The sequence below is a fragment of the Mycobacterium sp. HUMS_12744610 genome (assembly GCF_041206865.1).
Taxonomy (GTDB): domain Bacteria; phylum Actinomycetota; class Actinomycetes; order Mycobacteriales; family Mycobacteriaceae; genus Mycobacterium; species Mycobacterium servetii.
Genome location: NZ_JBGEDP010000001.1, coordinates 5149940 through 5174414 on the forward strand (window position 1 = coordinate 5149940; position 24475 = coordinate 5174414).

The following is a 24475-nucleotide window of genomic DNA, read 5'->3' on the forward strand; positions in this document are numbered from 1 at the left end:
CCCATTACCACACGTACGCGAGGACTTCGCCGCCCACGCCCTGTCTGGCCGCCTGACGGTCGGTGAGCAGACCCGAGGAGGTCGAGATGATCGCCACGCCCAGGCCGCCGAGAACCCGCGGCAGGTTGGTGGACTTCGCATACACCCGTAGTCCCGGCTTGGAAACCCGTCGCAGCCCCGCGATGCTGCGCTCCCGGCTGGGCCCGTACTTCAGCTGGACCACCAGGGACTTGCCCACCCGGGCGTCCTCGGTGCGGTAGTCGCTGATGTAGCCCTCACGCTTGAGGATCTCGGCGATGTTGGCCTTGATCTTCGAGTGCGGCAGGCTCACCTCGTCGTGGTACGCCGAGTTGGCGTTGCGCAGACGCGTCAAAAAGTCTGCGATCGGGTCCGTCATCGTCATTTGCGCCCGCTCCTGTTCATCGCGGAGCTTCGCATCGTCGTCATCGCGGTCATGACAGCGTCTGTCACCTTCCTCGCGGTGGTTCCCGGCCTAAGATTTCGCATGGGGCCTGCCGCGCAACCTGTTCTGGGGTCGTCAAATCCTGGGTGGGCTCGTTACCAACTGCTCTTCTGCACGCCGGGCAATTCGCCGGCGTGCGCCATCTCGCGCAGGCAGATCCTGCACAGCCCGAACTTGCGATAGACCGCACGCGGGCGCCCGCACCTGTTGCAGCGGGTGTAGGCGCGCACCGCGAACCGTGGCTTGCGCGCCGCCTTGTTAACCAGTGCCTTCTTAGCCATAGTCAGTTCTCCTTGAACGGAAAGCCAAGGGCCCGCAGCAGCGCTCGCCCCTCGTCGTCGGTCGTCGCCGTGGTCACGACGTTGATGTCCATACCCCGGACGCGGTCGATCTTGTCCACGTCGATCTCGTGGAACACCGACTGCTCGGCCAGCCCGAAGGTGTAGTTGCCGACACCGTCGAACTGCTTGGGCGAAAGTCCGCGGAAGTCGCGGATGCGCGGCAACGCGATCGACGTGAGCCGGTCGAGGAACTCCCACATCCGGTCCCCGCGCAGGGTGACCCGGACGCCGATCGGCATCCCCTCGCGCAATTTGAACTGCGCGATGGACTTGCGGGCCTTGCGAACCTCGGGCTTCTGCCCGGTGATCAACGCCAGGTCGTTGACGGCGCCGTTGATCAGCTTGGCATCCCGGGCCGCCTCGCCGACGCCCATGTTGACGACGACCTTGGTGACGGTGGGGATCTGCATGACGTTCCCGTAGCCGAACTGCTTGTGCAGCGCATCCCGAATTTCGTTGCGGTAGCGCTCTTTCAGCCGCGGCATGACTCGTTCCGCAGTTGTCATCAAATGTCCTTGCCGTTGCGCTTGGAGATACGGACCCGCTTGCCTGTCTCCTCGTCCGTCCGGTAGCCGACCCGCGTGGGCTTGCCGTCGGAGTCGACCACCATCACGTTGGAGACGTGGATCGCGGCTTCCTGGGTGACGATCCCGCCCGAGCGCGCCCCCCGCTGGTTGGTCGAGACCGCGGTGTGCTTCTTGATCCGGTTCACGCCCTCGACCAGCACCCGGTTGCGCTCGGGGTAGGCCTGCAGGACCTTGCCCTTGGCCCCCTTGTCCTTGCCCGCGATCACCAGCACGGTGTCGCCCTTGCGGACCTTCATCTACAACACCTCCGGAGCCAGCGAGATGATCTTCATGAAGCGCTTCTCGCGCAGTTCGCGCCCGACCGGGCCGAAGATGCGCGTGCCGCGCGGGTCGTTGTCCGGCTTGATGATGACGGCCGCGTTCTCGTCGAACTTGATGTAGCTGCCGTCGGGGCGCCTGCGCTCCTTGACGGTGCGCACCACGACGGCCTTGACCACGTCGCCACGCTTGACGTTGCCACCGGGGATGGCGTCCTTGACGGTGGCAACGATGACATCCCCGATGCCGGCGTAGCGTCGCGACGAACCACCGAGCACCCGGATGCACAAGATCTCCTTGGCGCCGGTGTTGTCGGCGACCTTCAGCCGCGATTCCTGCTGAATCACTCGATCTCCTGACCTGGTTTACGTGTGCACGACAGGAGAAACCCGGGAGCCTGACGTGCGCGGTCTTCGTCACCGAAGGGCACGCGGGGCCGGCTGAAAAGCTGGTTGCTTGTCAAGCACCGGCCGAGGTCTGCCCACGGCAACCCCTAGAGTCTAGGCGACGGGCAGCTCAGAGCCAAATTCCTCGTACCACCGGCAGCGGCCTTCACCTCGACCACCCGAATCGGGTCGAACGCCGCGGCATCGCCGTGTCTACACGTCGAGGAACTCACGGACGCCGCCGCCCACCAACGCACATCAGGTCTTGTCGACAATCCCATAAGCATCGACCCCGCCAATGCGCTCCGGGCCATGGTCAGATTCTGCTTGCGATCGGCGACGACGGCCGCATGGCCACCACGTCAGTCGCCACACCAATCACATCCAACTCATCCGTCACGAATTCCGTTGTCGTGCGGTGTGCTTGGGCTTCGATGTCGGAGTCAGCCGTTACGGTCTGCTCATGCCTGAGCTGTGGTTCCCCTCCGTCGATCTTTCCAGCGCCCTGGAACTGGTCGGCGGGGACACGTATCGCCGTGGCTTCGCTTACGCGCGCGAGGGCCGGGTGTTGGGCTGTACGTGGGACGCGCATACGCACAACCTCGTCGGCAGCGTGCGCGGAAGCCAGGGCCGCACGTACACCGCGACGGTACAGCTGTGGCCGGCCGGCTCCGACACCTGGGGCGTCGAGAGCGGGCTGTGTAGCTGTCCGGTGGCGGCGGACTGCAAGCATGTCGCGGCGTTGGTGATCGCCGGCGCCGCGGGCACAAAGACGCCGACCGCGCACACCCCGCCCGCGCCGGCCCTGCCCGCATGGCGGCGTTCGCTGGACGCGCTGGTTCCCGCGGTTGCGGCGCACGGTCACGCGGGGACACCGATGGCGATCGAGCTGAACCTGTCGACGGGCGAGCCGGTACCGGGCCTCGACGCGCGGTTGGTGCGGCCCGGGAAGCGGGGCGGCTGGGTGGCCGGCGATCTGAGCTGGGGCAAGCTCGCCATGCTGCGCCACTGCGGGTACCCGGACGAACAACTTCGGGTGCTGCAGGAACTCTATGCGACCTTCAAAGCTTCGAGTTCGAATTCGACTGGCTACTACCGGTATTCGCACGGAAACTACGGCGACGTGAAGACGATACCGCTGCTGCGGTTCGAGTCCCCGCAATTGTGGCCGCTGCTCGACGAGGCCCGCCGGGTCGGGGTGCGGCTGGTGACGACCCGCCCGCAGCAGGAGGTCCCGGCCCACGGTGCGGGGCAGCTATGCCTGGACGTCACGTCCGACGCGTCGGGTCAGATCACCGTGCGGCCCATGCTGCGGGTCGGCGGCGCCGCGACACCGCCGATGGCCTTCATCGGGGCTTCCGGGCACGGCGTGGTGTACGACGACGGCGGGTTGCGGCTGGCCCGGCTGGACAGGCCGGTTCCTACCGCGCTGCAACATATGGCGCTGGGCGGCGCGCCGCTGGTCGTGCCAGCCGGCGAGGCGGCCAGCTTCACCGCCGACTACTACCCGCGGCTGCGTCACATCGCGGCCGTTATGTCGTCGGACGAGTCGTTCACGCCACCAGAGATCGTCGGTCCGAGTCTGGTCCTGCGGGCCGACTACCGCGGCGGACACGAGCTCGAACTGACCTGGCAGTGGGCCTACCGGATCGGCGACAGCGACATTCGCGCCGGGTGCGACAGCTCGGACTATGCCACGTGCCGCGACCTGGACGCCGAGCGTGCACTCGCCGCGAGCATCGAGATGCCGTTGGAGCGCTGGGGGCTCCGCGGCGCCGACGGCAGCCTCATCGCACGGACCACGTTGTCCGGGCTGGAAACCATGCGTTTCGCGACGGAGGTACAGCCGCGGCTGGCCGAGCTTACCGACGTCGCCGTCGAGGTGACCGGCGACCCGGCCGACTACCGCGAAGCGGGCGGCTCCCTGGTCATCGCGGTCCGCACCGACGCGGTGCCCGGTGAAACGGACTGGTTCGACCTGGGCGTCACCATCAGCATCGAAGGTAAACGGGTTCCGTTCGTCAACGTGTTCACCGCGCTCGCATCCGGGCAGTCACACCTGTTGCTGACCGACGGCGCCTACTTCGCCCTGGACAAGCCGGAGCTGATCAAGCTGCGCCAGCTCATCGAGGAGGCTCGCGGACTCACCGACGGTGACGGGGGACTGACCCGGATCAGCCGCTACCAGGTCGGGCTGTTCGACGAGCTGGCCGAGCTGGGCGTGGTGACGCGGCAGGCCCGCGAGTGGCGCCGCCAGGTGCGTGCGCTGCGCGCGCTACTCGGCGTGGAACCGGCCGAGACGCCTGCCGACCTGCGCGCCGAGCTGCGGCCCTATCAGGCCGACGGGTTCTCGTGGCTGGCAACCCTGCACGACCACGGGCTCGGCGGGATCCTGGCCGACGACATGGGCCTGGGCAAGACCCTGCAGTCGCTTTCGCTGATCTGCCATGTCCGCCAACAGAATCCGGGCATGGCTCCCTTCCTGGTGGTCGCACCCGCCAGCGTGGTCGCGAACTGGGCCTCCGAAGCAAAGCGCTTCGCCCCCGAATTGAACGTAGTGGCCCTCTACGACACGCTCCGCCGCTCCGGCGCCGACCTCGGCGAGCTGGCAGCCGGCGCCCATATCGTGGTCACCTCCTACACGCTGTTCCGGCTCGATTTCGACGCCCACGCCGCGCGGACGTGGTCGGGGCTGATCCTCGACGAGGCTCAGTACGTCAAGAACCACCACGCCAAGACCTACCAGTGCGCCCGCAAGCTGGCCGCGCCATTCAAGCTGGCCATCACCGGCACACCGATGGAAAACAACCTCATGGAGCTGTGGTCGCTGCTGTCGATCACCGCGCCCGGGCTGTTCCCCAGCCCGACCAAGTTCGCCGACTTCTACGCCAAACCCATCGAGAAAACCGGTGACCCCGAGCTGTTGGCACTGTTCCGTCGCCGGATCAAGCCGCTGGTCAAGCGCCGCACCAAGGAACTCGTAGCCGCCGAGTTGCCCGCCAAACAGGAGCAGGTCCTCGACATCGACTTGGCACCGCGGCACCGCGCCCTCTACGACAAGCGGCTGGCGCGCGAGCGGCAGAAGGTGCTCGGGCTGCTCGATGACATGCAGCGCAACCGATTCACGATCCTGAAGTCGTTGACAGTACTACGCCAGTTGGCGCTGCATCCCGGTCTCGTCGACCCCGCCCACGACACGCTGGCCAGCGCCAAGATCGACGCGCTCGCCGAGCAGCTGCGCGACGTCGCCGAGAGCGGCCCCGCGCTCTGGTATTCAGCCAGTTCACCCGTTTCCTGGGCCGGGTCCGTCATCGACTGGACACCGAGGGCATCGACTACTGCTACCTCGACGGACGCACCCGCAACCGGGCTGCGGCGGTGGCGCGTTTCAAGGACGGCGACATGCCGGTCTTTTTGATCAGCCTGAAGGCTGGCGGATCCGGGCTCAACCTCACCGAGGCCGACTACTGCTTCCTGCTCGACCCCTGGTGGAACCCGGCCACCGAGGCCCAGGCCATCGACCGCACCCACCGCATCGGCCAGACGCGAAACGTGATGGTCTACCGGCTCATTGCGCATGACACCATCGAGGACAAGGTGATGGCGCTGAACGCCCGCAAGGCCAAACTGTTCGCCAGCGTCATCGACGACGGCAACGCGTTCGGCGCGGCACTCACCGCCGACGACATCCGCGGGCTGCTGGCCTGACCGGGACCGGCGTTCTGCGAAGGAGACGATCCGACAAAGGCGAGGACATGGCCGCGCCCTCGATACCGCGCGGGCGCGGCGGCCCGAAGACGAACGCCGGCGCGGCAACCCAGACTTTTCGGTCTGGCTGATCGCCGAACTCGACCGCGAGGCAACCCGGCGAGGAGTCCCGGCCAATCGCTCATCGAAGTCTGGATCGCCGAGAAACCTGACCAGGGAGGTCACGCCGCAGCCTGATCGTTGCTCGACATCAGGGCTCGACAAACACGCGCACTGGCGCGGTCACGTCCGGTGGTTGGCATCGCGCCAGGCCTGCCAGATCTCGGGGCGCAGGCGGCCGCGGTCGGGCACCGGCAGCCCGGCGGCGCGGGCCCAGGCGCGGACCTCGGCGGTGCTCGGCTCCGGCGCCGCGGATGCCTCATCGAGGTGGCTGATGTCGGTTATATGCGGTGAAATGCGTCGCAGTGCTGGGGTTTCGGTGGTCGACCAGTGGTGTGCGGCGGCCAGGAACCGGTACGTCCATTCCTCGGCGAGCTGGCGGGTCTCACAGAACACCACCGGGACGTTCGGCCAGCGGACCTGCAGTTCGGCCAGCCCGTCGGCGACCGCGGCGGGGCGGACCCGGTCGAGTTTGAACAACTGGGAATAGCGCTCCTCGATCACGAGTGCTGCGCGCGGCAGCACGGCCAAATCGGCAACCTGGTAGCGCAGCTTGCCGCCGGTGAGGCTGGTGACCAGGTCGGCCAGCGATTTGCGTTCCACACTGGCGACCAGCAGGCCGTCGAGGACCAGCCCGTAGTCGCCGCACGGCAGCGCCCGACGAACGGTCCGCACCTGCTGGGTGGCGAACCGGTAGGGGTACTGCTCATGGGTGTCGACGAGGATTTGCAGGTCGTCGATGCCGTGGGCGCGCGCAGTCGGGGTGCGCACGTTGGGGCGGGCCTGCTTGCGGGTGCGCGGCGACTGCCAGAACACCGCGTCGCGGCCGCGTGCGGTGGTGAACACCAACTGCGAGCGGTTCTCCCGGGACCGCGTCGCGATCACGTCGATGGCCGCGCCGCGGCGCTGGCACGAGCGCAGCGCGAGGCGTTCGACAATTACCGCGTCGGCGGGCCACTCCGCCAAGTCGACCGGGTAGCAGTACAACGCCTTGACCCGAGGCCAGGTCCCCGAGGTGCGAAACACCAGGTCGCCGCCCGGTTGGGGAATACGCAGCAGGTAGGGCAGCCGGGAATCCTCATCCGGGTTGACCGCGATCAACAACTCCGCCATAAATCCTTATTCTGCCGATGCACGCATGGGCTTGACACCGTTCGGTGGACACAGGGTCAGGCGGCTTGTGCCGTCTGATCGAGTCGGACGTCGAACTCGACCGGCCTCACCATAGTGACGGCCGAATGACGGGCGGATTCAACCGGTCGTCGCAACACCTTCCATCCAGGAGGTGCGGTGGCGAGACAGAAAGACCCGATGCCGAGCGGCGTGAGGCGGCAGTGGGCGGCTGATCGTGCGTTGCGGCCGTCGATGCGATCACCGGGTCGGCCGGAGCCGTCGCGTTCGGTGCGGCGGCAGTTCTGGCGGCTCATCGCGCAGGGTGTCTCGACCGAAGATGCTGCCGCGGGAGTGGGTGTGTCGACACCGGTGGCGACCAGGTGGTTCCGTCACGCTGGCGGCATGTCACCGATCAATCTGGATGAGCCCACGGGACGGTACCTGTCGTTCGATGAGAGAGAGGAGATCGCGCTGCTACGCGCCCAGGATGTCGGGGTGCGCGAGATCGCCCGCCAGATCGGGCGTGATCCGGCAACTATCTCTCGTGAGCTGCGGCGAAACGCGGCCACCAGAGGCGGCAAGCCGGTCTATCGCGCGGGTGTGGCGCAGTGGAAGGCCCAGCAAGCGGCAAAGCGCCCGAAAGCCGCGAAGCTGGTGGCCCACGATCAGCTCCGTGCCTATGTGCAGGATCGGCTCAACGGCAGCGTCCGCCGACCCGATGGCACTGCCGTCGAGGGCCCGCAGACCGGTGCGTGGAAGGGGCGGAACAAGCCGCATCGGCAGGACAGACGCTGGTCGACGGCGTGGAGCCCAGAACAGATCTCCCACCGCTTGCCCATTGACTTCCCCGATGATGAGTCCATGCGCATCAGCCATGAGGCGATCTACCAGTCGTTGTTCATCGAGGGGCGTGGCGCGCTCAAACGAGAGTTGGTTGCGTGCTTGCGAACTGGGCGTGCGCTGCGAGTCCCAAGGGGTCGGACACAGAACAAGCCGCAGGGACACGTCAGCGCCGATGTCGTTATCAGCGAGCGCCCCGCTGAGGCCGCGGATCGGGCTGTCCCCGGGCACTGGCCTGGATTTTTCATCGAATGTGGAGCTCAGGGGTGTCGTTAACGTGAAAGGTGCACTGCCGCAAGGATAATCGGAGTATTCGAGGCTCGGTTATCCAGGATGGGAGTGCACCTGTCAGATGCAGGCTACTACGGATTGGTCGAAGAATGTCCGAGTTGAGGTCCGTGGCGACGACGTGGTCGGGCACGCCGGTAACGTGATACCCCGGTTGCTGGCCGACAATCTGGGTTTGACCAGCGGTTTGTCGTCGGTGCTGTCGCGCCCAGAAGTCACCCACGACCGAGGCGCGGTGTTGCGCGATGTGGCGGTATCGATCGCCGGCGGCGCGCAGAACCTGGCCGGCACCGCGGTGCTGCGCGATCAGCACCGGTTGTTTCAGGCGGTGGCGTCGGTTCCGACGATGTGGCGGTCCCTGGGCGAGATCGACGAGCAGAGCATCACCGAGGTCACGGCCGTGCGCAACAAGGTCCGCTCTCGGGTGTGGGAGGCGATCGAGGCCCGCCACGGTGCGATCCCGGCTTCGCAGACCTGCTATGGGGACCTCGGGGACACGATCGTGATCCGCATCGACGCGTCGCTGATTCAGTCGCACAGCGATAAGCAGCACGCCGCAGGCAATTTCAAAGGCGGGTTTGGCTTCCACCCGCTGTTGGCGTGGTGTGACAACACCGGCGAACTGCTGGCGGTGATCGCCCGTGCAGGCAACGCCGGCTCGAACACCGCGGCCGATCATATCGCGATCATCGACGCCGCGATCGCGGCGATCCCGGCCAAGTGGCGCCGCAAGTTGCTGGTCACCATCGACGGCGCGGGTTCAAGCCACGCCGTCGTCGAACACCTGGAGAAACTCAATGCCCGGCCGGGGATGTCAGTGGGCTACTCGGTCGGATTCGACCTCGATGAGCGGGTCCGGGTCGCGATCGGCCAGATGCCCGATGCGGGATGGCAAGCCGCACTGGATGCCACCGGAGCGGCCCGTGACGACGCCCAGGTCGCCGAGTTGACCGGGCTGCTGCGCCACAGCACCGGAGGGGATCGGCTGGTCGGCTGGCCGGCCGGCATGCGCATCCTGGTGCGGCGCGAAGAAATCGAACACGGCACCGGGCGTGTCATTCCATCTGTGTAAGTCCGGGGTGGTCCATCATCGGACCGCCGTTGGGCGGACAGAAGGAGTGTTTTGTGACCAAGACCATGCAGATGCCGGCTGAGGAGACGACCGCGGCGCGGCGGCTGGCCGAGATGTTCACCGAAGAGACGCTGGACTCGTTGATTAAGGATGCGGTGAAGACCGGGACCCCGATCGACGGCGCGGACGGTTTGCTGAACCAGCTGACTAAGGCCGTGCTGGAGCGGGCGCTGAATGCGGAGCTAACCCACCATCTGGGTTATGAGGCCGGCGATCCGGCCGGACGCGGATCGGGAAATTCGCGCAACGGCACCACGCCGAAAACGGTGACCACCGTCAACGGCCCGGTGCAGATCGATGCGCCGCGTGATCGCAACGGCTCGTTTGAGCCGGCGATTGTGCCGAAGAAGACCCGCCGGCTCAACAACATCAATTCGGTGGTGTTGTCGCTGTATTCACGGGGAATGACCACCCGCGATATCGAAGCCCACCTGCAGGAGGTCTATGGGGCGTCGGTGTCGCGGGAGTTGATCTCCAATATCACCGAGGTGGTGGTCGATGAGATCAAGGCCTGGCAGGCCCGCCCGCTCGATGAGGTCTACCCGATCCTCTACATCGATGGGCTGCGGCTGCGGATCGGCGACAACGGGGTCATCACCACCAAGGTCGCCTATTTGGCCATTGGCGTGGATCTGGAGGGCCGCAAACACGCCTTGGGCTGCTGGATCCAGGACTCCGAGGGGGCGAAGTTCTGGCAGAAGGTCGTCATCGACCTGCGCAACCGCGGGGTGCGCGACATCCTCATCGCCTGCTGCGACGGGCTGACCGGTCTGCCTGATGCGATCCGCTCGATCTATCCCGATACCGTGGTGCAGACCTGCGTCGTGCACGTCATTAGGAATGCGATGCGCTTCGTGTCTTATAAGGACCGCAAGAAGGTCGCCACCGCGATGCGGGCGATCTACAGTGCGCCGACCGTCGATGGAGCCGAACTCGCACTCAAGGAGTTCGACCAGCAATTCGGCGCCCAATATCCGGGTGCAATTGACGTGTGGCACAACGCCTGGGGGGAATTCGTTCCGTTCCTGGACTATCCGGTGGAGTTGCGCAAGATCGTCTACACCACCAATGCGATCGAGTCGATCAACTTCCAGTTGCGCAAGATCACCAAGAACCGTGGTCATTTCACGGACAAGGACGCCGCGATGAAGTTGCTGTACCTCGGGCTGCGCAACATCTCCAGCGAGAGAGGAGGCTATTCGGGTACTGGAACGCACAACTGGACTGTGGCGCTCAACACACTCGCCAGACTATTCCCTGGGCGAATCCCATTGTGCTAGAATACAACTCGTAGTCAAATCACCTCTGACTTACACAGAAATCGTGACAGGCTCCACGGCACCCAGTTGTCATTGTTCGAGCAGCTGGCCGGCTACCGCTACCAGGTCCTCGCCACCTCGACTGCCGGTGGACAACCCCAGCGACTGGAAGCCCGCCACCGCGTCCACGCCCGGGTGGAGGGCTTCATCCGCACCGGCAAAGACACCGGCCTGGCCCGCTGGCCCTCACACTCGTTCGCCATCAACACCGCTTGGGTCACCGCCGTCGCGATCGCCATCGACCTGCTGTGCTGGATGCGACTGCTACTCCTGGACGGCCCACTGGCCAAAGCCGAACCCGCCACCCTGCGCTACCGGCTGCTGCACGCCGCGGCCCGGCTGATCAAACGATCCCGCTACCTGATCCTGCGGATCCCCCAAACCTGGCCCTGGGCACAAGAATTCGCCGACGCCCTCAACAGGGTCCGCGCCATACCCTGACCCACAGGCCCCTATGCCCTCTCGACCCCAAGAAAGGAGTAACCACCCCCGGGATAAAGGACCCGGCGTCACCGCACGACACGCGGCGCCGCCGCCTACCCCCAGCCTCAAAACCTCGACAAAGCTGCCGCCCCGCAGACCGCCACAGCAGAACCCGGGCCACCGTGAAATTCTGAGGCTGGGAGGGCGACCTGATCATCGGGACCGGCCGGTCGGCGATCGGCACGCTGGTGGAACGCTGGTGGAACGCAAAAGCCGCTACGTTGCTTGTACACCTTCCCCGGCTCGACGGGTGGGGGCAGGCGCCACCAGTGAAGAACGGGCCGGCGCTGAGCGGATACGGTGCCGTGGCGATGAACGCCGCGTTGGCCGCATCACTGGCAGAACTGCCCGAGCAGCTGCGGCAGACCCTCACCTGGGACCGCGGCAAAGAGCTATCCGGGCATGCCCAGTTCGCGTTGGACACCGGAACAAAGGTGTTCTTCGCCGACCCGCATTCACCCTGGCAGCGACCCACGAACGAGAACACGAACGGTCTGCTTCGTCAATATTTTCCGAAAGGAACCGACCTATCCCGATGGTCGGCCGAAGAACTCGCAGCGGTCGCTGTCGACCGCCCTTGCGCTCAACAACAGGCCCCGCAAGGTCCTCGGCTGGAAGACACCGGCCGAAGTTTTTGAGGAACAACTACACTCGCTTCAACAACCCGGTGTTGCATCGACCGATTGAACTCGCCACGTCTGCGTCGGTTATGGACCCGGTCGATCCAGTCGCCGATGTCGAGCTTGACGGCCGTCTTGGTCGGCGACAGGTATCGGTCGTAGAACTCGGCTTTCAATGTCGCCCAGAATGATTCCTGCTGAGCGTTGTCCCAACACACCGTGGTGCGGCCAACTGAACCGGGCCAGGTTGTGCTCATGGGCGAACAGTGCGAGCTGTGCCGAGGTGTACTGACGGCCGTGATCGGCGTGCAACAGGACCTGCTCGGCGAGCGACCTGCGCGGACAATCCGTTCAGATCGGCCAGCTCACGCAACAGCCCCATGCCGGCGTGCGACACCACCCCACGACCATGCGCAGATACTTTCACAGGCCGCGCCGCCCGCGATACTGTTCACTTGCGAGGTGCCTATCCCTTGTGCGGAACGAAACCTCAGATAAATCGATTTTGCACTGCAAGACAGGCACTTTCGCGTATCAAAACCCGGGTACGTCGGCATTCGGCGGAAGATCCGGGCCGGTGCGCAGACCCTGCTGACTGGTTGACCGCCCAGCCCGCAAGAGCACGGCGCTGATCGACTACGGGGCGCCGGCATCCCGCTTCAAAGCGCACCCGCCGTGGGCGTGCGCCCCCGCCCCGGCGCACCGGCATCAATCCGGCCCGCTACACCACGCAGCGAAACCCGATGTGGGTGGTCGCGGTGTCCTGCGACTGGGGTGAGCGCGCCGCGGGACGGTACCGGTGGCAGTACTCCGGCGCGCACAGGTGCGAACCGCCCTTCAGCGCCTGGCTGACGCCGGGATTCGCGGGCCCTGGCGGTGTGCAGCAACTTTTCGGCGGCTGGTCGAGCCGGTGGTGCGCCGAGAACTCGGTGGCCGTCCACTCCCAGACGTTGCCGATCATGTCGAACAGGCCGAACGCGTTGGGCGGGAACGTCCCCACCGGCGAGGTGCCCACCCAGCCGAGGGCGCCCTCGTTGCGGTACGGAAAGCTGCCCTGCCAGGTGTTGGCCATCAGTCGGCCGTCGGGGACGGCCTCCTCCCCCCACGCGTAGGTGGCCGTGCTCCCGGCGCGCGCCGCGTACTCCCATTCCGCCTCGGTCGGCAGCCGGCGCCCGGCCCACCGCGCGTAGGCCGCGGTGTCGGGATAGGCCACCTGCACGACGGGATGGTCGGCCCTGTCGGCGATGTCGCTGTCCGGCCCGAACGGGTGCCGCCAGTCCGCTCCGGGCACCCAGTCCCACCATTGCCGCCAGTCGCGCAGGTCGACCGGGCCCGGCGTCGGCGCGAACACCATCGCCCCGGCCCGCACGTCCTGCAGCCCCGGGTAGAGCGCCGGGTCGATCGGCTGCTCGGCGACGGTCACATAGTCCGTGGCGGCGACGAATTCGCCGAACTGCGCGTTCGTCACCGGGTGCAGTTCCACCGCGAAGGGCGCCACGGCCACGGTGTGGATCGGCGCCTCTTCGGGGTAGAAGCTCGTCGATCCCATACGGAACGAACCGCCTGGCAGGTCGACCAGCTCGGTGAGCATCACATCAGGGTAGGACAACCCCGGCGCGGGGGCCTCACGCCTTCTTCGGCGCCTTGCGATCGCGCTGCCGCCACCAGGCGAACACGAAGAGGGACATCGCGACGACCAGCGCTATCAGCACCCACAGCACGACGGCCTGGTCGACCCAGGAACCGTAGGGCGGGCTGCCGGGCAGAATGTTGCGCAGCGGGACGATGGCGAAAAGCATTGCCCCGTACCACGTGATGAACGGCGGCACGAACGACGTCCGGCCCAGCGCCATCGGGATGGCCACCCACAGCGCCAGCGCGGGCAGGGTGAGCAGGACCAGGCAAACCCCGACGTCGAAGATCAGCGGGCCCTTGGATCGGCGCAGGGTGATGATCACGTCGTCCTGTACACCGGCCTCGGGCTCGTCGGCGTCGTGCACGCGGGTGACGGTCGCATCCCAGCCGTCCAGCTGCCCGGTCACTTCCACGTGGGCGGGTGTCTTCTCGCGGTTCTGACCGGAACCGGTGAACACGTCGGCGGCGATTGTCTCGGTCCGGTAGGAGTCGAAGGGCCAGTTGTTGGGGTCGCCGTGCGCGGCGATGGTGGTGGTGACCTGCGCCGGCGCCTTACCGACCGGGTAATGCAGGTCGCCGAGGTCGTTGTCCGGATACAGGCGGACGGCCGCGTCGGTGGTCAGCACACCCAGGTTCTTGTCGTACAGCGAATCCTTGGGGTAGACGAGAACATTCACCGTCAGGTGGTTGGCGACCGTTTCCAGCTTCTCGATGCGCACTTGGACGACGCTGTCCTCGGACTCGACCTTGCTCAGATCCACCGCGGGCAGCGGGGGCGCCGACCTGGCCAGCAGGTGCACGGCGACCAGGGACACGATGTAGATGACGATCACGCCGGCGACGACACCCAGGGCGATCGCCGTCTGCCGTCGCCGTGACTCCGGGGGCGGGGAGGGCTCGGCAGTCATGGGCACCATCACCTTTGGTCGAGGCCGGCACGGAATCGGGGCCTAGGCGGCCGCCCCGGGATCAGTCGCGCGCAAACGCCAGCGCGAGTTCGCGTTCCAGGTCTTCGTAGGGCCTGCCCGAGATGTCCACCGTGACCTGGGCGATGGTGCCCCCGGTGAACGGGAACGGCGCCTTGTAGCGGTTGGACACGCGGGATCCGCCGTTGTGTCCGACCGTGATCCCGGCGCCGGCCAGCCCGAATGTGCCCGGATGGCTTGCCACGTCGGCGAGCGAGCCCACGACGGTGTCGTCGATGAACAGCGTGGCGTCGCCGAGCGGGGTGTGGCTGTTCTTCACGGTCCCCGTGCGCGCGTAGCGCACGCCGAACACGTGCCTGCCCAGCGGGACGGGGCCCGACGACGAAACCTCTTGCTGGCGCTCACCGAGGAAGTTGTAGACGTAGTGCAGCCGTCCGTCCTGGATGAACAGCACATGCCCGCCGTGGGCGCCGCCCTGCTTGAACAGGACGCCCTCGGCGCCGGTGCTGTCGACCGTCACGTCGGCCAGCACGGCGAAGGAGCGGCCGCGAAGCTCGGCGGCGGCGCCGATGCCGACGTCCGCGCAGCCGGGATAGTAGACGTAGGTCTCCCGTTCGCCGGTCAGGTAGGGCCGTGTGCGCATCATCGTCTCCATGATGTTCAGGTCGGCCAGCGGCAGTCCGTTGTACTTCGCGGCCTCAGCGAACCACAGCGCCTTGAGCTCTTCGAGCTTGTCCGGGTGTTCGGCGGCCAGGTCGTGGCACTGGCTGCGGTCGGCCTCGATGTGGAAGAGCTCCCAGCGATCGTCGGCGAAATGCGACCAGCCCGCCGGCGTCGCGGCGTGCACGGTGTTGGCGAACCAGCCGTCGTGCCAGATCCCGCGGGTGCCCAGCATGGTGTAGAACTGCGTGTGCTTTCCCGTGTCCGCGCCCGGGTCGTCAAGCGCGGCTTTGAAACTCACGCCGTCCAGCGGCTTCTGTGCGATGCCCTTGACGGTTTCGGGTGGCGTCATGCCCAGCAGGTCGTAGACCGTCGTGACGTCGCAGACGTTGACGTAGTTGTCGCGGATCTCCCCGCGGGCCGCAATCCCCTCGGGCCACGAGATGATCGCCGTGTCGGCGATGCCGCCCTCGTGGGAGGCGTAACGCTTGTACAGCTTGTAGGGCGTGTTGAAGGCCATCGCCCAGCCGATCGGATAGTGGTTGTAGGTCTCGGGCCCGCCGAGGTGATCGAAGAGCTTCATGCTCTCTTCGACGGTGTCGATGTAGCCGTTGAAGAACTTGCCCTCGTTCACCGATCCGTTGGGTCCGCCCTCGCCGCTGGCCCCGTTGTCGGAGATCACCACGATGATGGTGTTGTCCAACTGGCCGGATTCCTCGAGGTAGTCCAGGATCCTGCCGATCTGGTCGTCGGTGTAACTGAGGAATCCGGCGAACACCTCGGCCATCCGGGCGAACAGTTTCTTCTCTTCGTCGTTCAGCGAATCCCAGGGCCGGACCGTGTCCTGCAGCGGCCACGGCTCGCCGGACGGACCCGTCACGTCCGCGTACGGGTTGACCGGCGACAGTTCGGTGTCGGGCGGCACGATCCCGAGCGACTTCTGGTTCTCCAGGACGATCTCGCGGTAGCGCTCGTAGCCCATGTCGAACTTGCCGGCGTAGCGGTCGGCCCACTCGGCGAAGACATGGTGCGGCGCGTGCCCGGCGCCCGGGCACACGTAGCTGAACCACGGCTTGTCCGGGGCGATCACCTTGGCGTCGCGAATGAATTCGATTGTCCGCTCGGCCAGATCCTTCGACAGGTGATAGCCGTCTTCCGGTCTGCCCGGGGGGCTGACGGGGTGGTTGTCGTAGACCAGGTCCGGGTACCACTGGTCGGTCTCGCCGCCGAGGAAGCCGTAGAACCGTTCGAAACCGCGCGAGGTGGGCCAGTGCCGCTTGGTCGACGCCAGGTTGGTCTCTTCCAGCGGCGTCAGGTGCCACTTGCCGATGCAGTACGTGTTGTAGCCCCGCTCGGCGAGCACCTCCGAGATCAGGGCGGTGTCCGCCGGGATGCGCCCGTTGGCGTTGGGGAACCCCTCGGTGAACTCCTCGATGGTGGCCATGCCCACGGTGGTGGCGTTGCGGCCGGTCAACAGCGAGGCACGCGTCGGCGAGCACAGAGCGGTGGTGTGGAACTGCGACAGCCGGATCCCGCGGTCGGCGATCCGCGTCATCGCCGGCATCTCGACCAGGCCGCCGAAGCAATCCCACGTCGCGATGCCGGTGTCATCCCAGACCAGATAGAGCACGTTCGGCGAGTTCTCCGGCGCCACCGGCGCGGCGAAAGGACCCCAATCCGGTTCGGAGTCACGGATGTCCAGCTCGATCTTGCCGCTGAATCCTCCCGAGCGGCCAGACTCTCCAGACTCATTCGCCATCGCTCACACTCCGCTCTCGGTATCCCCCGGCGTCGGGTCGGAGATTACACGGCCGCGACCGGCCCCCGCGCTCGAAGACGCGAAAGCCCCCGATACGCCGGGGCGTCGGGGGCTTTCGCTGGGGGTACCGCCCGCTTGCGGGGGACTGCTCGCGCGAATGCGGGCGTGCGGTTCGGCTACTTGGCCTTCTCCAGGACTTCGACCAGCCGCCACCTCTTGGTCGCCGACAACGGGCGCGTCTCCATCAGCGCGACCCGGTCGCCGATGCCGGCGGTGCTGTTCTCGTCGTGCGCCTTGACCTTCGTGGTGGTACGGATGATCTTGCCGTACAACGGGTGACGCACCCGGTCTTCGAGCTCGACCACGATGGTCTTCTGCATCTTGTCGCTCACCACGTAGCCGATGCGCGTCTTGCGCCGGCCACGGGTCTTGGGGTTACGCGGAGTGTGCTTGTCACCCTTTTCGGTCTTGGCTTCAGCCATCACGATTCCTTACCGTCGGTACCGTCCGGCCCGGAGGCCAGACCCAGTTCTCGTTCCCGCAGCACGGTGTAGACGCGCGCGATTTCCTGCCGCACCGTGCGGAGCCGGCGGTTGTTGGACAGCTGCCCGGTCGCCATCTGGAACCGCAGGTTGAACAGCTCCTCCTTGGATTCGCGCAGGCGCTCGGCGAGCTCGTCGTCGGTGAGCTCACGCAGTTCGCCCGGCGAGATTCCCACTGCCATCAGAACTGATCCTCTCGGGTCACGATGCGGGCCTTGATCGGCAACTTGTGGATCGCTCGGGTCAGGGCCGCCCGGGCGATCGCCTCGTTGGGGTAGCTCAGCTCGAACAGCACCCGGCCCGGCTTGACGTTGACCACCCACCACTCCGGGGAGCCCTTACCCGAACCCATGCGGGTTTCCGCGGGCTTCTTGGTCAGCGGACGGTCGGGGAAGACGTTGATCCACACCTTCCCGCCACGCTTGATGTGCCGGTTGATGGCGATACGAGCGGACTCGATCTGCCGGTTGGTCACATAGGCGTGCTCGAGCGCCTGGATACCGTAGTCGCCGAAACTCACCTCCGTGCCACCGCTGGCGATCCCACGCTGGCGGGGATGGTGCTGCTTGCGATGCTTGACTTTGCGGGGAATCAGCATGGTTCAGCCCTCCGTGCTCTGCGTTTCGAGGGCCGGCGCGGCTTCGCTGGAAGCGGGCGCGGCGCCTTCGTCGGCGCCCGCGGCCCGGCCGGCCTCGGTGCTGGTGGCCGTGGTACCCGACGCGCCACTGCGCCGGGGACGGGTGCCCGAAGGCCGCTCCCGGCGCGGGCGATCGGCGCCCGCCGGGGCGGCGGTGGCCAATTCGCGCTTGCCGCCGACGATGTCACCCTTGTAGATCCACACCTTCACACCGATGCGGCCGAAGGTGGTCCTGGCCTCGTAGAGGCCGTAGTCGATGTCGGCGCGCAGCGTGTGCAGCGGCACGCGGCCCTCGCGGTAGAACTCCGAGCGGCTCATCTCGGCGCCGCCGAGGCGCCCGGAGCACTGCACCCGGATGCCCTTGACGTTGGGCTGACGCATCGCCGACTGGATCGCCTTGCGCATCGCGCGACGGAACGCCACGCGGTTGCTCAGCTGCTCGGCGACGCCCTGGGCCACCAATTGCGCCTGCGCCTCCGGGTTTTTCACCTCGAGGATGTTGAGCTGCACCTGCTTTTTGGTCAGCTTCTCCAGGTCGGCGCGGATCCGGTCGGCCTCGGTGCCGCGCCGGCCGATGACGATGCCGGGACGGGCGGTGTGGATGTCCACGCGGACCCGGTCACGGGTCCGCTCGATCTCCACGTCGGCGATCCCGGCGCGCTCCAGTCCGGTGGACAGCAGCCGGCGGATCGCGACGTCTTCCTTGACGTAGTCGGCGTACTGCTTGTCGGCGTACCACCGCGACTTCCAGTCGGTGGTGATGCCCAGGCGGAAGCCGTGCGGATTGATCTTCTGGCCCACTAGTCTGAGCCTCCCTTCGCTTCAGAAGTCTCAGACGTCTGCTCGGCAGGCTCCGTCTTGGCCGGCGCCGCCTTGGCGGGCGCCTTCCTGGCCGGCGCCGCCTTGGCGGCGGCCTTGCTGGCCTCGGCGCGGCGGGCGCGCGTCGACTTCGCCGACCGCTCATCGCGCACCGGGCGGCTCTCCACCACGACCGTGATGTGGCTGGTGCGCTTGCGGATCCGGAAGGCGCGGCCCTGGGCGCGCGGCCGGATACGCTTGGCGGTCGGGCCCTCGTCGGCGTACACCGTCGCGACCACCAGGGTCGAGGGGTCCAGGCCGCCGTTGTTCTGCGCGTTCGCCGCTGCGCTCGCGATCACCTTGGCGACCGGCTCGCTGGCGGCCTGCGGCGCCCAGCGCAGGATGTCGAGCGCGTCGGCCACCGACCTGCCACGCACCAGGTCGATCACCCGGCGCGCCTTTGTCGGCGACACCCGCACGAACCGTGCTTTGGCTGTTGCCGTCGGGAAAGCCGACGGGAACTCAGTACTTGTCATCGTCTCTTCGACTTCCGGTCGTCCTTGATGTGTCCCTTGAAGGTGCGCGTCGGCGCGAACTCGCCGAGCTTGTGACCCACCATCGCCTCGGTGACGAACACCGGGACGTGCTTGCGTCCGTCGTGCACCGCGAAGGTGTGACCGATGAAGTCCGGAATGATCGTCGAACGCCGCGACCAGGTCTTGATGACCTGCTTGGTGTTCTTCTCGTTCTGCACGTCCACCTTCTTGAGCAGGTGGTCGTCGACGAACGGGCCCTTCTTCAGGCTGCGTGGCATGAGCTACTCCTGAGCTTTTTAGCGACCGTGCTTCTTGCCGGTGCGACGGCGCCGGACGATGAGTTTGTTGCTGGCTTTGTTGGGATGCCGGGTCCGCCCCTCGGGCTTACCCCACGGGCTGACGGGGTGGCGGCCACCGGAGGTCTTACCCTCACCACCACCGTGCGGGTGGTCCACCGGGTTCATGACCACACCGCGGACCGATGGGCGCTTGCCCTTCCACCGCATGCGACCGGCCTTGCCCCAGTTGATGTTCGCCTGCTCGGCGTTGCCCACCTCGCCGACGGTGGCGCGGCAGCGCACGTCGACCCGGCGGATCTCACCGCTGGGCATGCGCAGCGAGGCGTAGCTGCCCTCCTTGCCGAGCAGCTGGATGCTGGAGCCGGCCGACCGTGCGAGCTTGGCGCCGCCACCGGGCCGCAGCTCCACGGCGTGGATGACCGTACCGGCCGGGATGTTGCGCAGCGGCAGGTTGTTGCCCGGCTTGATGTCGGCATTGGCGCCCGACTCCACCACGTCACCCTGCGAGAGCCCCTGCGGGGCAACGATGTAGCGCTTCTCGCCGTCGAGGTAGTGCAGCAGAGCGATGTTGGCGGTGCGGTTCGGGTCGTACTCGATGTGTGCGACCTTGGCGTTGACGCCGTCCTTGTCGTTGCGCCGGAAGTCGATCACCCGGTAGGCGCGCTTGTGGCCACCGCCCTTGTGGCGGGTGGTGATCCGGCCGTGGGCGTTGCGACCGCCGTGACCGTGCAGCGGGCGCACCAACGACTTCTCGGGGGTCGAGCGCGTGATCTCGGCGAAGTCGGACACGCTGGCGCCGCGGCGACCGGGGGTCGTCGGCTTGTACTTGCGAATTGCCATGTCTGATCTGGTCTCCCTCTCACGCGCGGCTAGGCCGGCGCTCCGAACAGGTCGATCGGCTTGCTCCCCGGCGCCAGGGTCACGATGGCCCGCTTGGTGCTCTTGCGCTTGCCGTAGCCGGTGCGGGTCCGCTTGCGCTTGCCCTGCCGGTTGGCGGTGTTCACCGACGCGACCTTCACGGAGAAGATCTTCTCGACGGCGATCTTGATCTGTGTCTTGTTCGAGTCGGGGTGCACGACGAACGTGTACACGTTGTCGTCGAGCAGCCCGTAGGACTTCTCGGAGATGACCGGCGCCAGAATGACGTCGCGGGGGTCGGCGAGGGTCGCCATCAGGCCGAAACCTCCTCGGAGCTGGTCGTGTTGGCGGCGATGTAGGTGTTGAGCGCCTCGACGCTGAACACCACGTCGTCGGAGTGCAGCACGTCGTAGGTGTTGAGCTGATCGGGCGCCAGGATGTGCACACCGGGCAGGTTGCGCACGCTTTTCATGCCGGTCTCGTCGCTGCGGCCGATGACCACCAGCACCTGCTTGCGGTCGGTCAGGCTGTGCAGGAACGCCTTGGCGTTCTTTGTGGACGGGGTTTGGCCGGACACCAGTTCGGTGACCGCATGGATGCGCCCGTTGCGGGCCCGGTCGGACAGCGCCCCGCGCAGCGCCGCGGCGATCATCTTCTTGGGCGTGCGCTGGCTGTAGTCGCGCGGCTTGGGGCCGTGCACGGTGCCACCGCCGGTGAACTGCGGTGCCCGCGTCGAACCCTGCCGGGCGCGACCGGTGCCCTTCTGCCGGTACGGCTTGCGCCCACCGCCGCTGACGTCACCGCGCGTCTTGGTCGAGTGCGTGCCCTGCCGGGCCGCCGCCCGCTGCGCGGTGACCACCTGATGCATCAGCGCGATGTTCGCGGGCGCGTCGAACAACTCGGCGGGCAGCTCGACCGAGCCGTCCACCTTGCCGTCCGGCGTCTTGACGTCGATTTTGAGTGCCATCACTTCTCACCTCGTTTGACCGCGCTGCGGACCATCACGAGCCCACCGGTGCGCCCGGGGATCGCACCCTTGATCAGCAGCACGCCGTTCTCGGTATCAACCTTGTGCACCACCAGGTTCTGGACCGTCACCCGGTCGTTGCCCATCCGGCCGGCCATGCGCGTGCCCTTGAAGACCCGCGCGGGGGTGGCGCAGCCGCCGATGGACCCGGGGCGGCGGTGCACCGCCTGGGCGCCGTGACTGGCGCCCTGCCCGCGGAAGCCGTGCCGCTTCATCGTGCCGGCGAACCCTTTACCCTTCGAGGTCCCCGTCACGTCGACGAAGGCGCCGTCGGCGAAGATCTCGGCCGTCAGCTCCTGGCCGACCTCGTAGTCGGCGGTCGCCTCGGCGTCATCGAGCCGCAACTCGGCCAGATACCGGCGCGGGTTGACGCCCGCGGCCGCGTACTGGCCGGTCACCGGCTTGTTGATCTTGCGGGGGCTGATCTCGCCATAGGCCAACTGCACGGCGCTGTAGCCGTCGCGCTCCGGGGTGCGGATGCGCGTCACCACGTTCGGGCCCGCCTTGACCACGGTCACCGGCACGACCCTGTTGTTCTCGTCGAACACCTGCGTCATCCCGAGCTTGGTACCCAGAATGCCTTTTCTTGCCATGAGCTCTGGATCTCCTACTGGATGTTGACGTCGACACTGGCCGGAAGGTCGATGCGCATCAGGGCGTCAACGGTCTTCGGCGTCGGATCGAGGATGTCGATCAACCGCTTGTGCGTACGCATCTCGAAGTGCTCCCGCGAGTCCTTGTACTTGTGCGGAGAGCGGATGACGCAATACACGTTCTTCTCGGTCGGCAGCGGCACCGGCCCTACGACGCTGGCACCCGTGCGGACGACGGTTTCGACGATCTTGCGCGCCGACGCGTCGATGGCCTCGTGGTCGTAGGCCTTAAGCCTGATGCGGATCTTCTGTCCCGCCACGCCTCTCCCTACCTGATTCCCTCGTGAAGCCCGTGTCCGGGCCTCGTTCGCTTTGAGGTCCGATGTCCGGACCTGGTGCCCTCCGGCGCGCAGCTCGGCCGCCCGATCTCCGGGCCGGCCTAGCGTCGCGCCGGATGCTGCGCCGCTGTTTACCTGTCGTGGTCCACCGACCCCCGCGGTCGGGTGTGTCACCCGCACGCAGCCTCGTGCACGGCCGATTTAGTCGCACTCAAGGATGGGACCGGACGCGCCCGTTCGGGCGCTGGTCGTATGCCCGGCCAGGCGAAAACCTGGCGCAAGGCAACCCGAACAGTATGCCTCAGATCAGGCCCGGGGCAAAATCCCCGGCCCAATCCCGGGCACGCCTCGCGGGAACGCTACCAGCGGCCCGCCCGCGCGCCGGTCAGCGGCGTGTTCGCGGGCCGGGAGGCCGCCTCCGGGCGGGGCCGACCGGAGGCGGCTCAGTCACCCGCCGGTTCCGCGCTCGCCACGCCGGCGCGGCTGTGCGCGCGCTGCACGTGCAGGAACCCGTCGACGGCCGCGCGGGCGCGGTCGCTGTGTCGAAATCGGGCAATGTGCTCAGCCGGCCCAGCACCAGCGCCGGTCAGCAGGGCGATGGCGCGGGACCGGTCCACCTCCCCCAGCTCGGCGGCCTCCGGGCTGTCGAAGACCGCGTCGAACGGTGTCGCGCCCGACCGGCGCCCGCGCCGCCGTGCGGCCTCTTGCACGGATCTCACTTTTCTGGTAACACAAATCTATATCGACAACTGCAGATCATCTCGGCGATTTGGGGTGAATGTGATGTTGATTGACGGCGGACCGTTCCGGGATTCGCTTGTCCCGGTATCGGACTCACCCATCGACCTGCCCGGCGGCCGCCGGGTCGGGCCGGGCCCTTGCCACCGCGCATGGTCGCTCGGCGTAGTCGCATCAGCGAGCGAAGGGAGGTGACCGGCGAAGGCTGATTCATGACAACCAGGTCCATGACACGGCGTCGTGCCGTCCACGCTTTTTGCGACGCATTGTTCGCGCCTGACGCATTCCAGCGCGCGCATCGCCACTCGTCGTGGCCATCTACGTGGAAAGCATGAACGTCGTCACCCTCACCGGCGGGTCGCGCCCGCCCCGGCAACGGTTTGCAGGCGCGGCCCGCCCTTTCCTGGGCGCGGCCGGGTACCCCGGGATTGCCTGCGAATAGGTCGACAGTGTGGGCACCGGCCGGTATGGTCGGCCCAAAAGCCCCCGCGGAACCCGGGTTGCGGGATACCATCCGTTAGGACGCGATTCGACACACGGGGGAAGTGACATGTCATACGTAATCGCGGCACCGGAGCAGGTGACGGCGGCGGCCGCCGACTTGGGCCATCTCGGTTCGACCATCGGCTCGGCGAACGCGGCGGCGATGGGCCCGGCGTCGAGCGTGACCCCGCCCGGTGCCGACGAAGTCTCGGCGAGCATCGCCGCGCTGTTCGACGCGCACGCACAGGCCTACCAGCTACTCAGCGCCCAGGCCGCGGCGTTTCACGACCAGTTCGTGCAGTTGATGAACAGCGGCGCCGCGCAATATGCCATCACCGAGGCGGCCAACGCCTCGCCTCTGCAAACGGCTCACCAGGGCATGCTGAGCACCGCCGTCAACCAGTCCGGTCAGGCCCTGTCGCACGCCCAGCCGGTGATGAGCACGGCCGCGCCGGCGGCTTCGGCGGCCGCTGCGGTGCCGTCGGCGACGGCGAGCCTGGCCGGCGGGACCGCGCCGGCCGCCCCGGTGGCGCCCCTGGCGACCGCGGTTGCGCCGCCTTCCGCGGCGGCGGTGGCGCCCGGCGCGGCGATCTCGGCCGTTCCGGCGGCCTCGGCGGTGTCGGCAAGCGCGCCCGCCCCGCCGATGCAGACCCCGACGCCCGCGTACGCTGCGGCGCCGACGGCCGCGGAGCCGGCGGACGTGCCGTTGGCCGTCAGCGCGCCGGCTGCGGCGCAGGCGGAAGCGTCTGCCGTCGCCCCGGCGACGATGCCGCCGATGCCGGTCGGCACGGGCACGCCGGTAGCCGCGGCCGCCTCGGCGGCCTACTCCCCGGCGACGCCGCCGTATTCCCCGGCGGCGGCCCCCGCTGCTGCCGCGCGCGAGGAGACGGCGGTGGCGGCGGCGCCCGCGGCGCACTGGAACACCGTCGCGGAGTAGTCGGCGCGCCTC

General features: G+C 67.3%; 24 protein-coding genes and 4 pseudogenes. 7 read left to right on the forward strand and 21 right to left on the reverse strand.

The annotated features are described in order from the left end of the window. Nucleotides 1-4: 4 nt before the first annotated feature. The 5 genes from rpsH to rplN form a co-directional block, all read right to left on the reverse strand. Entirely contained in the window at nt 5-403 is a 399-nt protein-coding gene (gene rpsH, locus AB8998_RS25010) for a 30S ribosomal protein S8 (RefSeq protein WP_369740523.1), read from the reverse strand. 155 nt (nt 404-558) lie between these two features. Continuing rightward, on the reverse strand, nt 559-744 hold the full coding sequence (locus AB8998_RS25015; RefSeq protein WP_144949719.1) for a type Z 30S ribosomal protein S14: 186 nt from the start codon (nt 742-744) through the stop codon (nt 559-561). Between the two features lie 2 nt (nt 745-746). Next, entirely contained in the window at nt 747-1310 is a 564-nt protein-coding gene (rplE, locus tag AB8998_RS25020; protein ID WP_369740525.1) for a 50S ribosomal protein L5, read from the reverse strand. After that, nucleotides 1310-1627 (reverse strand): 50S ribosomal protein L24, encoded by a 318-nt coding sequence (gene rplX / locus AB8998_RS25025; RefSeq protein ID WP_369740527.1) that lies wholly within the window; start codon nt 1625-1627, stop codon nt 1310-1312. The genes rplE and rplX overlap by 1 nt, the downstream gene beginning before the upstream one ends. Next, nucleotides 1628-1996, reverse strand: a complete 369-nt coding sequence (gene rplN, locus AB8998_RS25030) for a 50S ribosomal protein L14 (RefSeq protein ID WP_003403649.1) — start codon at nt 1994-1996, stop codon at nt 1628-1630. 502 nt (nt 1997-2498) lie between these two features. Between rplN and AB8998_RS31715 the strand changes: the two are divergent. Continuing rightward, nucleotides 2499-5743: pseudogene (locus AB8998_RS31715) on the forward strand (DEAD/DEAH box helicase). Nucleotides 5744-6025: 282 nt separating this feature from the next. Here AB8998_RS31715 and AB8998_RS25045 read toward each other — a convergent pair. Further along, entirely contained in the window at nt 6026-7015 is a 990-nt protein-coding gene (locus AB8998_RS25045) for an ERCC4 domain-containing protein (protein WP_369740591.1), read from the reverse strand. A 198-nt stretch (nt 7016-7213) separates the two neighbouring features. Between AB8998_RS25045 and AB8998_RS25050 the strand changes: the two are divergent. From AB8998_RS25050 to AB8998_RS25070, 5 genes and pseudogenes are all read left to right on the forward strand, one after another. Beyond that, nucleotides 7214-8104: pseudogene (locus AB8998_RS25050) on the forward strand (transposase); the annotation flags it as partial. 103 nt (nt 8105-8207) lie between these two features. Continuing rightward, entirely contained in the window at nt 8208-9215 is a 1008-nt protein-coding gene (locus AB8998_RS25055) for a transposase (RefSeq protein ID WP_369740592.1), read from the forward strand. A gap of 104 nt (nt 9216-9319) precedes the next feature. Then, nucleotides 9320-10555 carry an IS256 family transposase gene (locus tag AB8998_RS25060; RefSeq protein WP_369741377.1) on the forward strand — a complete coding sequence of 412 codons (1236 nt, stop codon included), beginning with the start codon at nt 9320-9322 and terminating at the stop codon, nt 10553-10555. 66 nt (nt 10556-10621) lie between these two features. Continuing rightward, entirely contained in the window at nt 10622-11035 is a 414-nt protein-coding gene (locus tag AB8998_RS25065) for a transposase (protein ID WP_369738780.1), read from the forward strand. 179 nt (nt 11036-11214) lie between these two features. Then, nucleotides 11215-11764, forward strand: a pseudogene (locus AB8998_RS25070) (IS30 family transposase); the annotation flags it as partial. A gap of 654 nt (nt 11765-12418) precedes the next feature. Here AB8998_RS25070 and AB8998_RS25075 read toward each other — a convergent pair. From AB8998_RS25075 to AB8998_RS25145, 15 genes and pseudogenes are all read right to left on the reverse strand, one after another. Further along, on the reverse strand, nt 12419-13288 hold the full coding sequence (locus AB8998_RS25075) for a formylglycine-generating enzyme family protein (protein WP_369740594.1): 870 nt from the start codon (nt 13286-13288) through the stop codon (nt 12419-12421). A 34-nt stretch (nt 13289-13322) separates the two neighbouring features. Next, nucleotides 13323-14249, reverse strand: a complete 927-nt coding sequence (locus AB8998_RS25080; RefSeq protein WP_369740595.1) for a DUF4436 domain-containing protein — start codon at nt 14247-14249, stop codon at nt 13323-13325. Nucleotides 14250-14301: 52 nt separating this feature from the next. Further along, nucleotides 14302-16677 carry an arylsulfatase gene (locus AB8998_RS25085; RefSeq protein ID WP_369740597.1) on the reverse strand — a complete coding sequence of 792 codons (2376 nt, stop codon included), beginning with the start codon at nt 16675-16677 and terminating at the stop codon, nt 14302-14304. Between the two features lie 176 nt (nt 16678-16853). Continuing rightward, complete coding sequence (gene rpsQ / locus AB8998_RS25090; RefSeq protein ID WP_369740598.1) at nt 16854-17159, reverse strand: 30S ribosomal protein S17; 306 nt, start codon at nt 17157-17159, stop codon at nt 16854-16856. Further along, nucleotides 17159-17401, reverse strand: coding sequence for a 50S ribosomal protein L29 (rpmC, locus tag AB8998_RS25095; protein WP_369740600.1), 243 nt, complete (start codon nt 17399-17401; stop codon nt 17159-17161). Before rpmC ends, rpsQ begins: the two co-directional genes overlap by 1 nt. Continuing rightward, nucleotides 17401-17817, reverse strand: a complete 417-nt coding sequence (rplP, locus tag AB8998_RS25100; RefSeq protein ID WP_144949703.1) for a 50S ribosomal protein L16 — start codon at nt 17815-17817, stop codon at nt 17401-17403. The genes rpmC and rplP overlap by 1 nt, the downstream gene beginning before the upstream one ends. A gap of 3 nt (nt 17818-17820) precedes the next feature. After that, entirely contained in the window at nt 17821-18657 is an 837-nt protein-coding gene (gene rpsC, locus AB8998_RS25105; RefSeq protein WP_369740602.1) for a 30S ribosomal protein S3, read from the reverse strand. Continuing rightward, complete coding sequence (gene rplV, locus AB8998_RS25110; protein ID WP_369740604.1) at nt 18657-19190, reverse strand: 50S ribosomal protein L22; 534 nt, start codon at nt 19188-19190, stop codon at nt 18657-18659. The genes rpsC and rplV overlap by 1 nt, the downstream gene beginning before the upstream one ends. Beyond that, the gene (gene rpsS / locus AB8998_RS25115) at nt 19187-19468 is read right to left on the reverse strand and encodes a 30S ribosomal protein S19 (protein ID WP_003892827.1); all 282 of its coding nucleotides are present in this window, start codon (nt 19466-19468) and stop codon (nt 19187-19189) included. The genes rplV and rpsS overlap by 4 nt, the downstream gene beginning before the upstream one ends. Before the next feature lie 18 nt (nt 19469-19486). Then, entirely contained in the window at nt 19487-20329 is an 843-nt protein-coding gene (gene rplB, locus AB8998_RS25120) for a 50S ribosomal protein L2 (RefSeq protein WP_369740606.1), read from the reverse strand. A gap of 29 nt (nt 20330-20358) precedes the next feature. Next, a complete protein-coding gene (gene rplW, locus AB8998_RS25125) occupies nt 20359-20661 on the reverse strand; it encodes a 50S ribosomal protein L23 (RefSeq protein ID WP_369740607.1) in 303 nt (100 codons plus the stop codon). Continuing rightward, nucleotides 20661-21314: a 50S ribosomal protein L4 gene (gene rplD, locus AB8998_RS25130; protein ID WP_369740609.1), complete on the reverse strand. Its 654-nt coding sequence runs from the start codon at nt 21312-21314 to the stop codon at nt 20661-20663. Before rplD ends, rplW begins: the two co-directional genes overlap by 1 nt. Further along, a complete protein-coding gene (gene rplC / locus AB8998_RS25135; RefSeq protein WP_369740610.1) occupies nt 21314-21967 on the reverse strand; it encodes a 50S ribosomal protein L3 in 654 nt (217 codons plus the stop codon). Before rplC ends, rplD begins: the two co-directional genes overlap by 1 nt. A 14-nt stretch (nt 21968-21981) precedes the next feature. Continuing rightward, nucleotides 21982-22287, reverse strand: a complete 306-nt coding sequence (gene rpsJ / locus AB8998_RS25140) for a 30S ribosomal protein S10 (protein WP_003873519.1) — start codon at nt 22285-22287, stop codon at nt 21982-21984. A 461-nt stretch (nt 22288-22748) separates the two neighbouring features. Next, nucleotides 22749-23000: pseudogene (locus AB8998_RS25145) on the reverse strand (TetR/AcrR family transcriptional regulator); the annotation flags it as partial. Between the two features lie 593 nt (nt 23001-23593). Between AB8998_RS25145 and AB8998_RS25150 the strand changes: the two are divergent. After that, the gene (locus AB8998_RS25150) at nt 23594-24463 is read left to right on the forward strand and encodes a PE family protein (RefSeq protein WP_369740615.1); all 870 of its coding nucleotides are present in this window, start codon (nt 23594-23596) and stop codon (nt 24461-24463) included. The last annotated feature ends 12 nt before the right edge of the window (nt 24464-24475 follow it).

Coding starts and splice junctions, on each gene's coding strand:
- rpsH (WP_369740523.1), bottom strand. CDS start 403: ATGACGATGACGGACCCGATCGCAGACTTTTTGACGCGTCTGCGCAAC.
- AB8998_RS25015 (WP_144949719.1), bottom strand. CDS start 744: ATGGCTAAGAAGGCACTGGTTAACAAGGCGGCGCGCAAGCCACGGTTC.
- rplE (WP_369740525.1), bottom strand. CDS start 1,310: ATGACAACTGCGGAACGAGTCATGCCGCGGCTGAAAGAGCGCTACCGC.
- rplX (WP_369740527.1), bottom strand. CDS start 1,627: ATGAAGGTCCGCAAGGGCGACACCGTGCTGGTGATCGCGGGCAAGGAC.
- AB8998_RS25045 (WP_369740591.1), bottom strand. CDS start 7,015: ATGGCGGAGTTGTTGATCGCGGTCAACCCGGATGAGGATTCCCGGCTG.
- AB8998_RS25055 (WP_369740592.1), top strand. CDS start 8,208: ATGCAGGCTACTACGGATTGGTCGAAGAATGTCCGAGTTGAGGTCCGT.
- AB8998_RS25075 (WP_369740594.1), bottom strand. CDS start 13,288: ATGCTCACCGAGCTGGTCGACCTGCCAGGCGGTTCGTTCCGTATGGGA.
- AB8998_RS25080 (WP_369740595.1), bottom strand. CDS start 14,249: ATGGTGCCCATGACTGCCGAGCCCTCCCCGCCCCCGGAGTCACGGCGA.
- AB8998_RS25085 (WP_369740597.1), bottom strand. CDS start 16,677: ATGGCGAATGAGTCTGGAGAGTCTGGCCGCTCGGGAGGATTCAGCGGC.
- rpsQ (WP_369740598.1), bottom strand. CDS start 17,159: ATGGCTGAAGCCAAGACCGAAAAGGGTGACAAGCACACTCCGCGTAAC.
- rpmC (WP_369740600.1), bottom strand. CDS start 17,401: ATGGCAGTGGGAATCTCGCCGGGCGAACTGCGTGAGCTCACCGACGAC.
- rplP (WP_144949703.1), bottom strand. CDS start 17,817: ATGCTGATTCCCCGCAAAGTCAAGCATCGCAAGCAGCACCATCCCCGC.
- rplV (WP_369740604.1), bottom strand. CDS start 19,190: ATGACAAGTACTGAGTTCCCGTCGGCTTTCCCGACGGCAACAGCCAAA.
- rpsS (WP_003892827.1), bottom strand. CDS start 19,468: ATGCCACGCAGCCTGAAGAAGGGCCCGTTCGTCGACGACCACCTGCTC.
- rplB (WP_369740606.1), bottom strand. CDS start 20,329: ATGGCAATTCGCAAGTACAAGCCGACGACCCCCGGTCGCCGCGGCGCC.
- rplW (WP_369740607.1), bottom strand. CDS start 20,661: ATGGCGACCCTCGCCGACCCCCGCGACGTCATTCTGGCGCCGGTCATC.
- rplD (WP_369740609.1), bottom strand. CDS start 21,314: ATGGCACTCAAAATCGACGTCAAGACGCCGGACGGCAAGGTGGACGGC.
- rplC (WP_369740610.1), bottom strand. CDS start 21,967: ATGGCAAGAAAAGGCATTCTGGGTACCAAGCTCGGGATGACGCAGGTG.
- AB8998_RS25150 (WP_369740615.1), top strand. CDS start 23,594: ATGTCATACGTAATCGCGGCACCGGAGCAGGTGACGGCGGCGGCCGCC.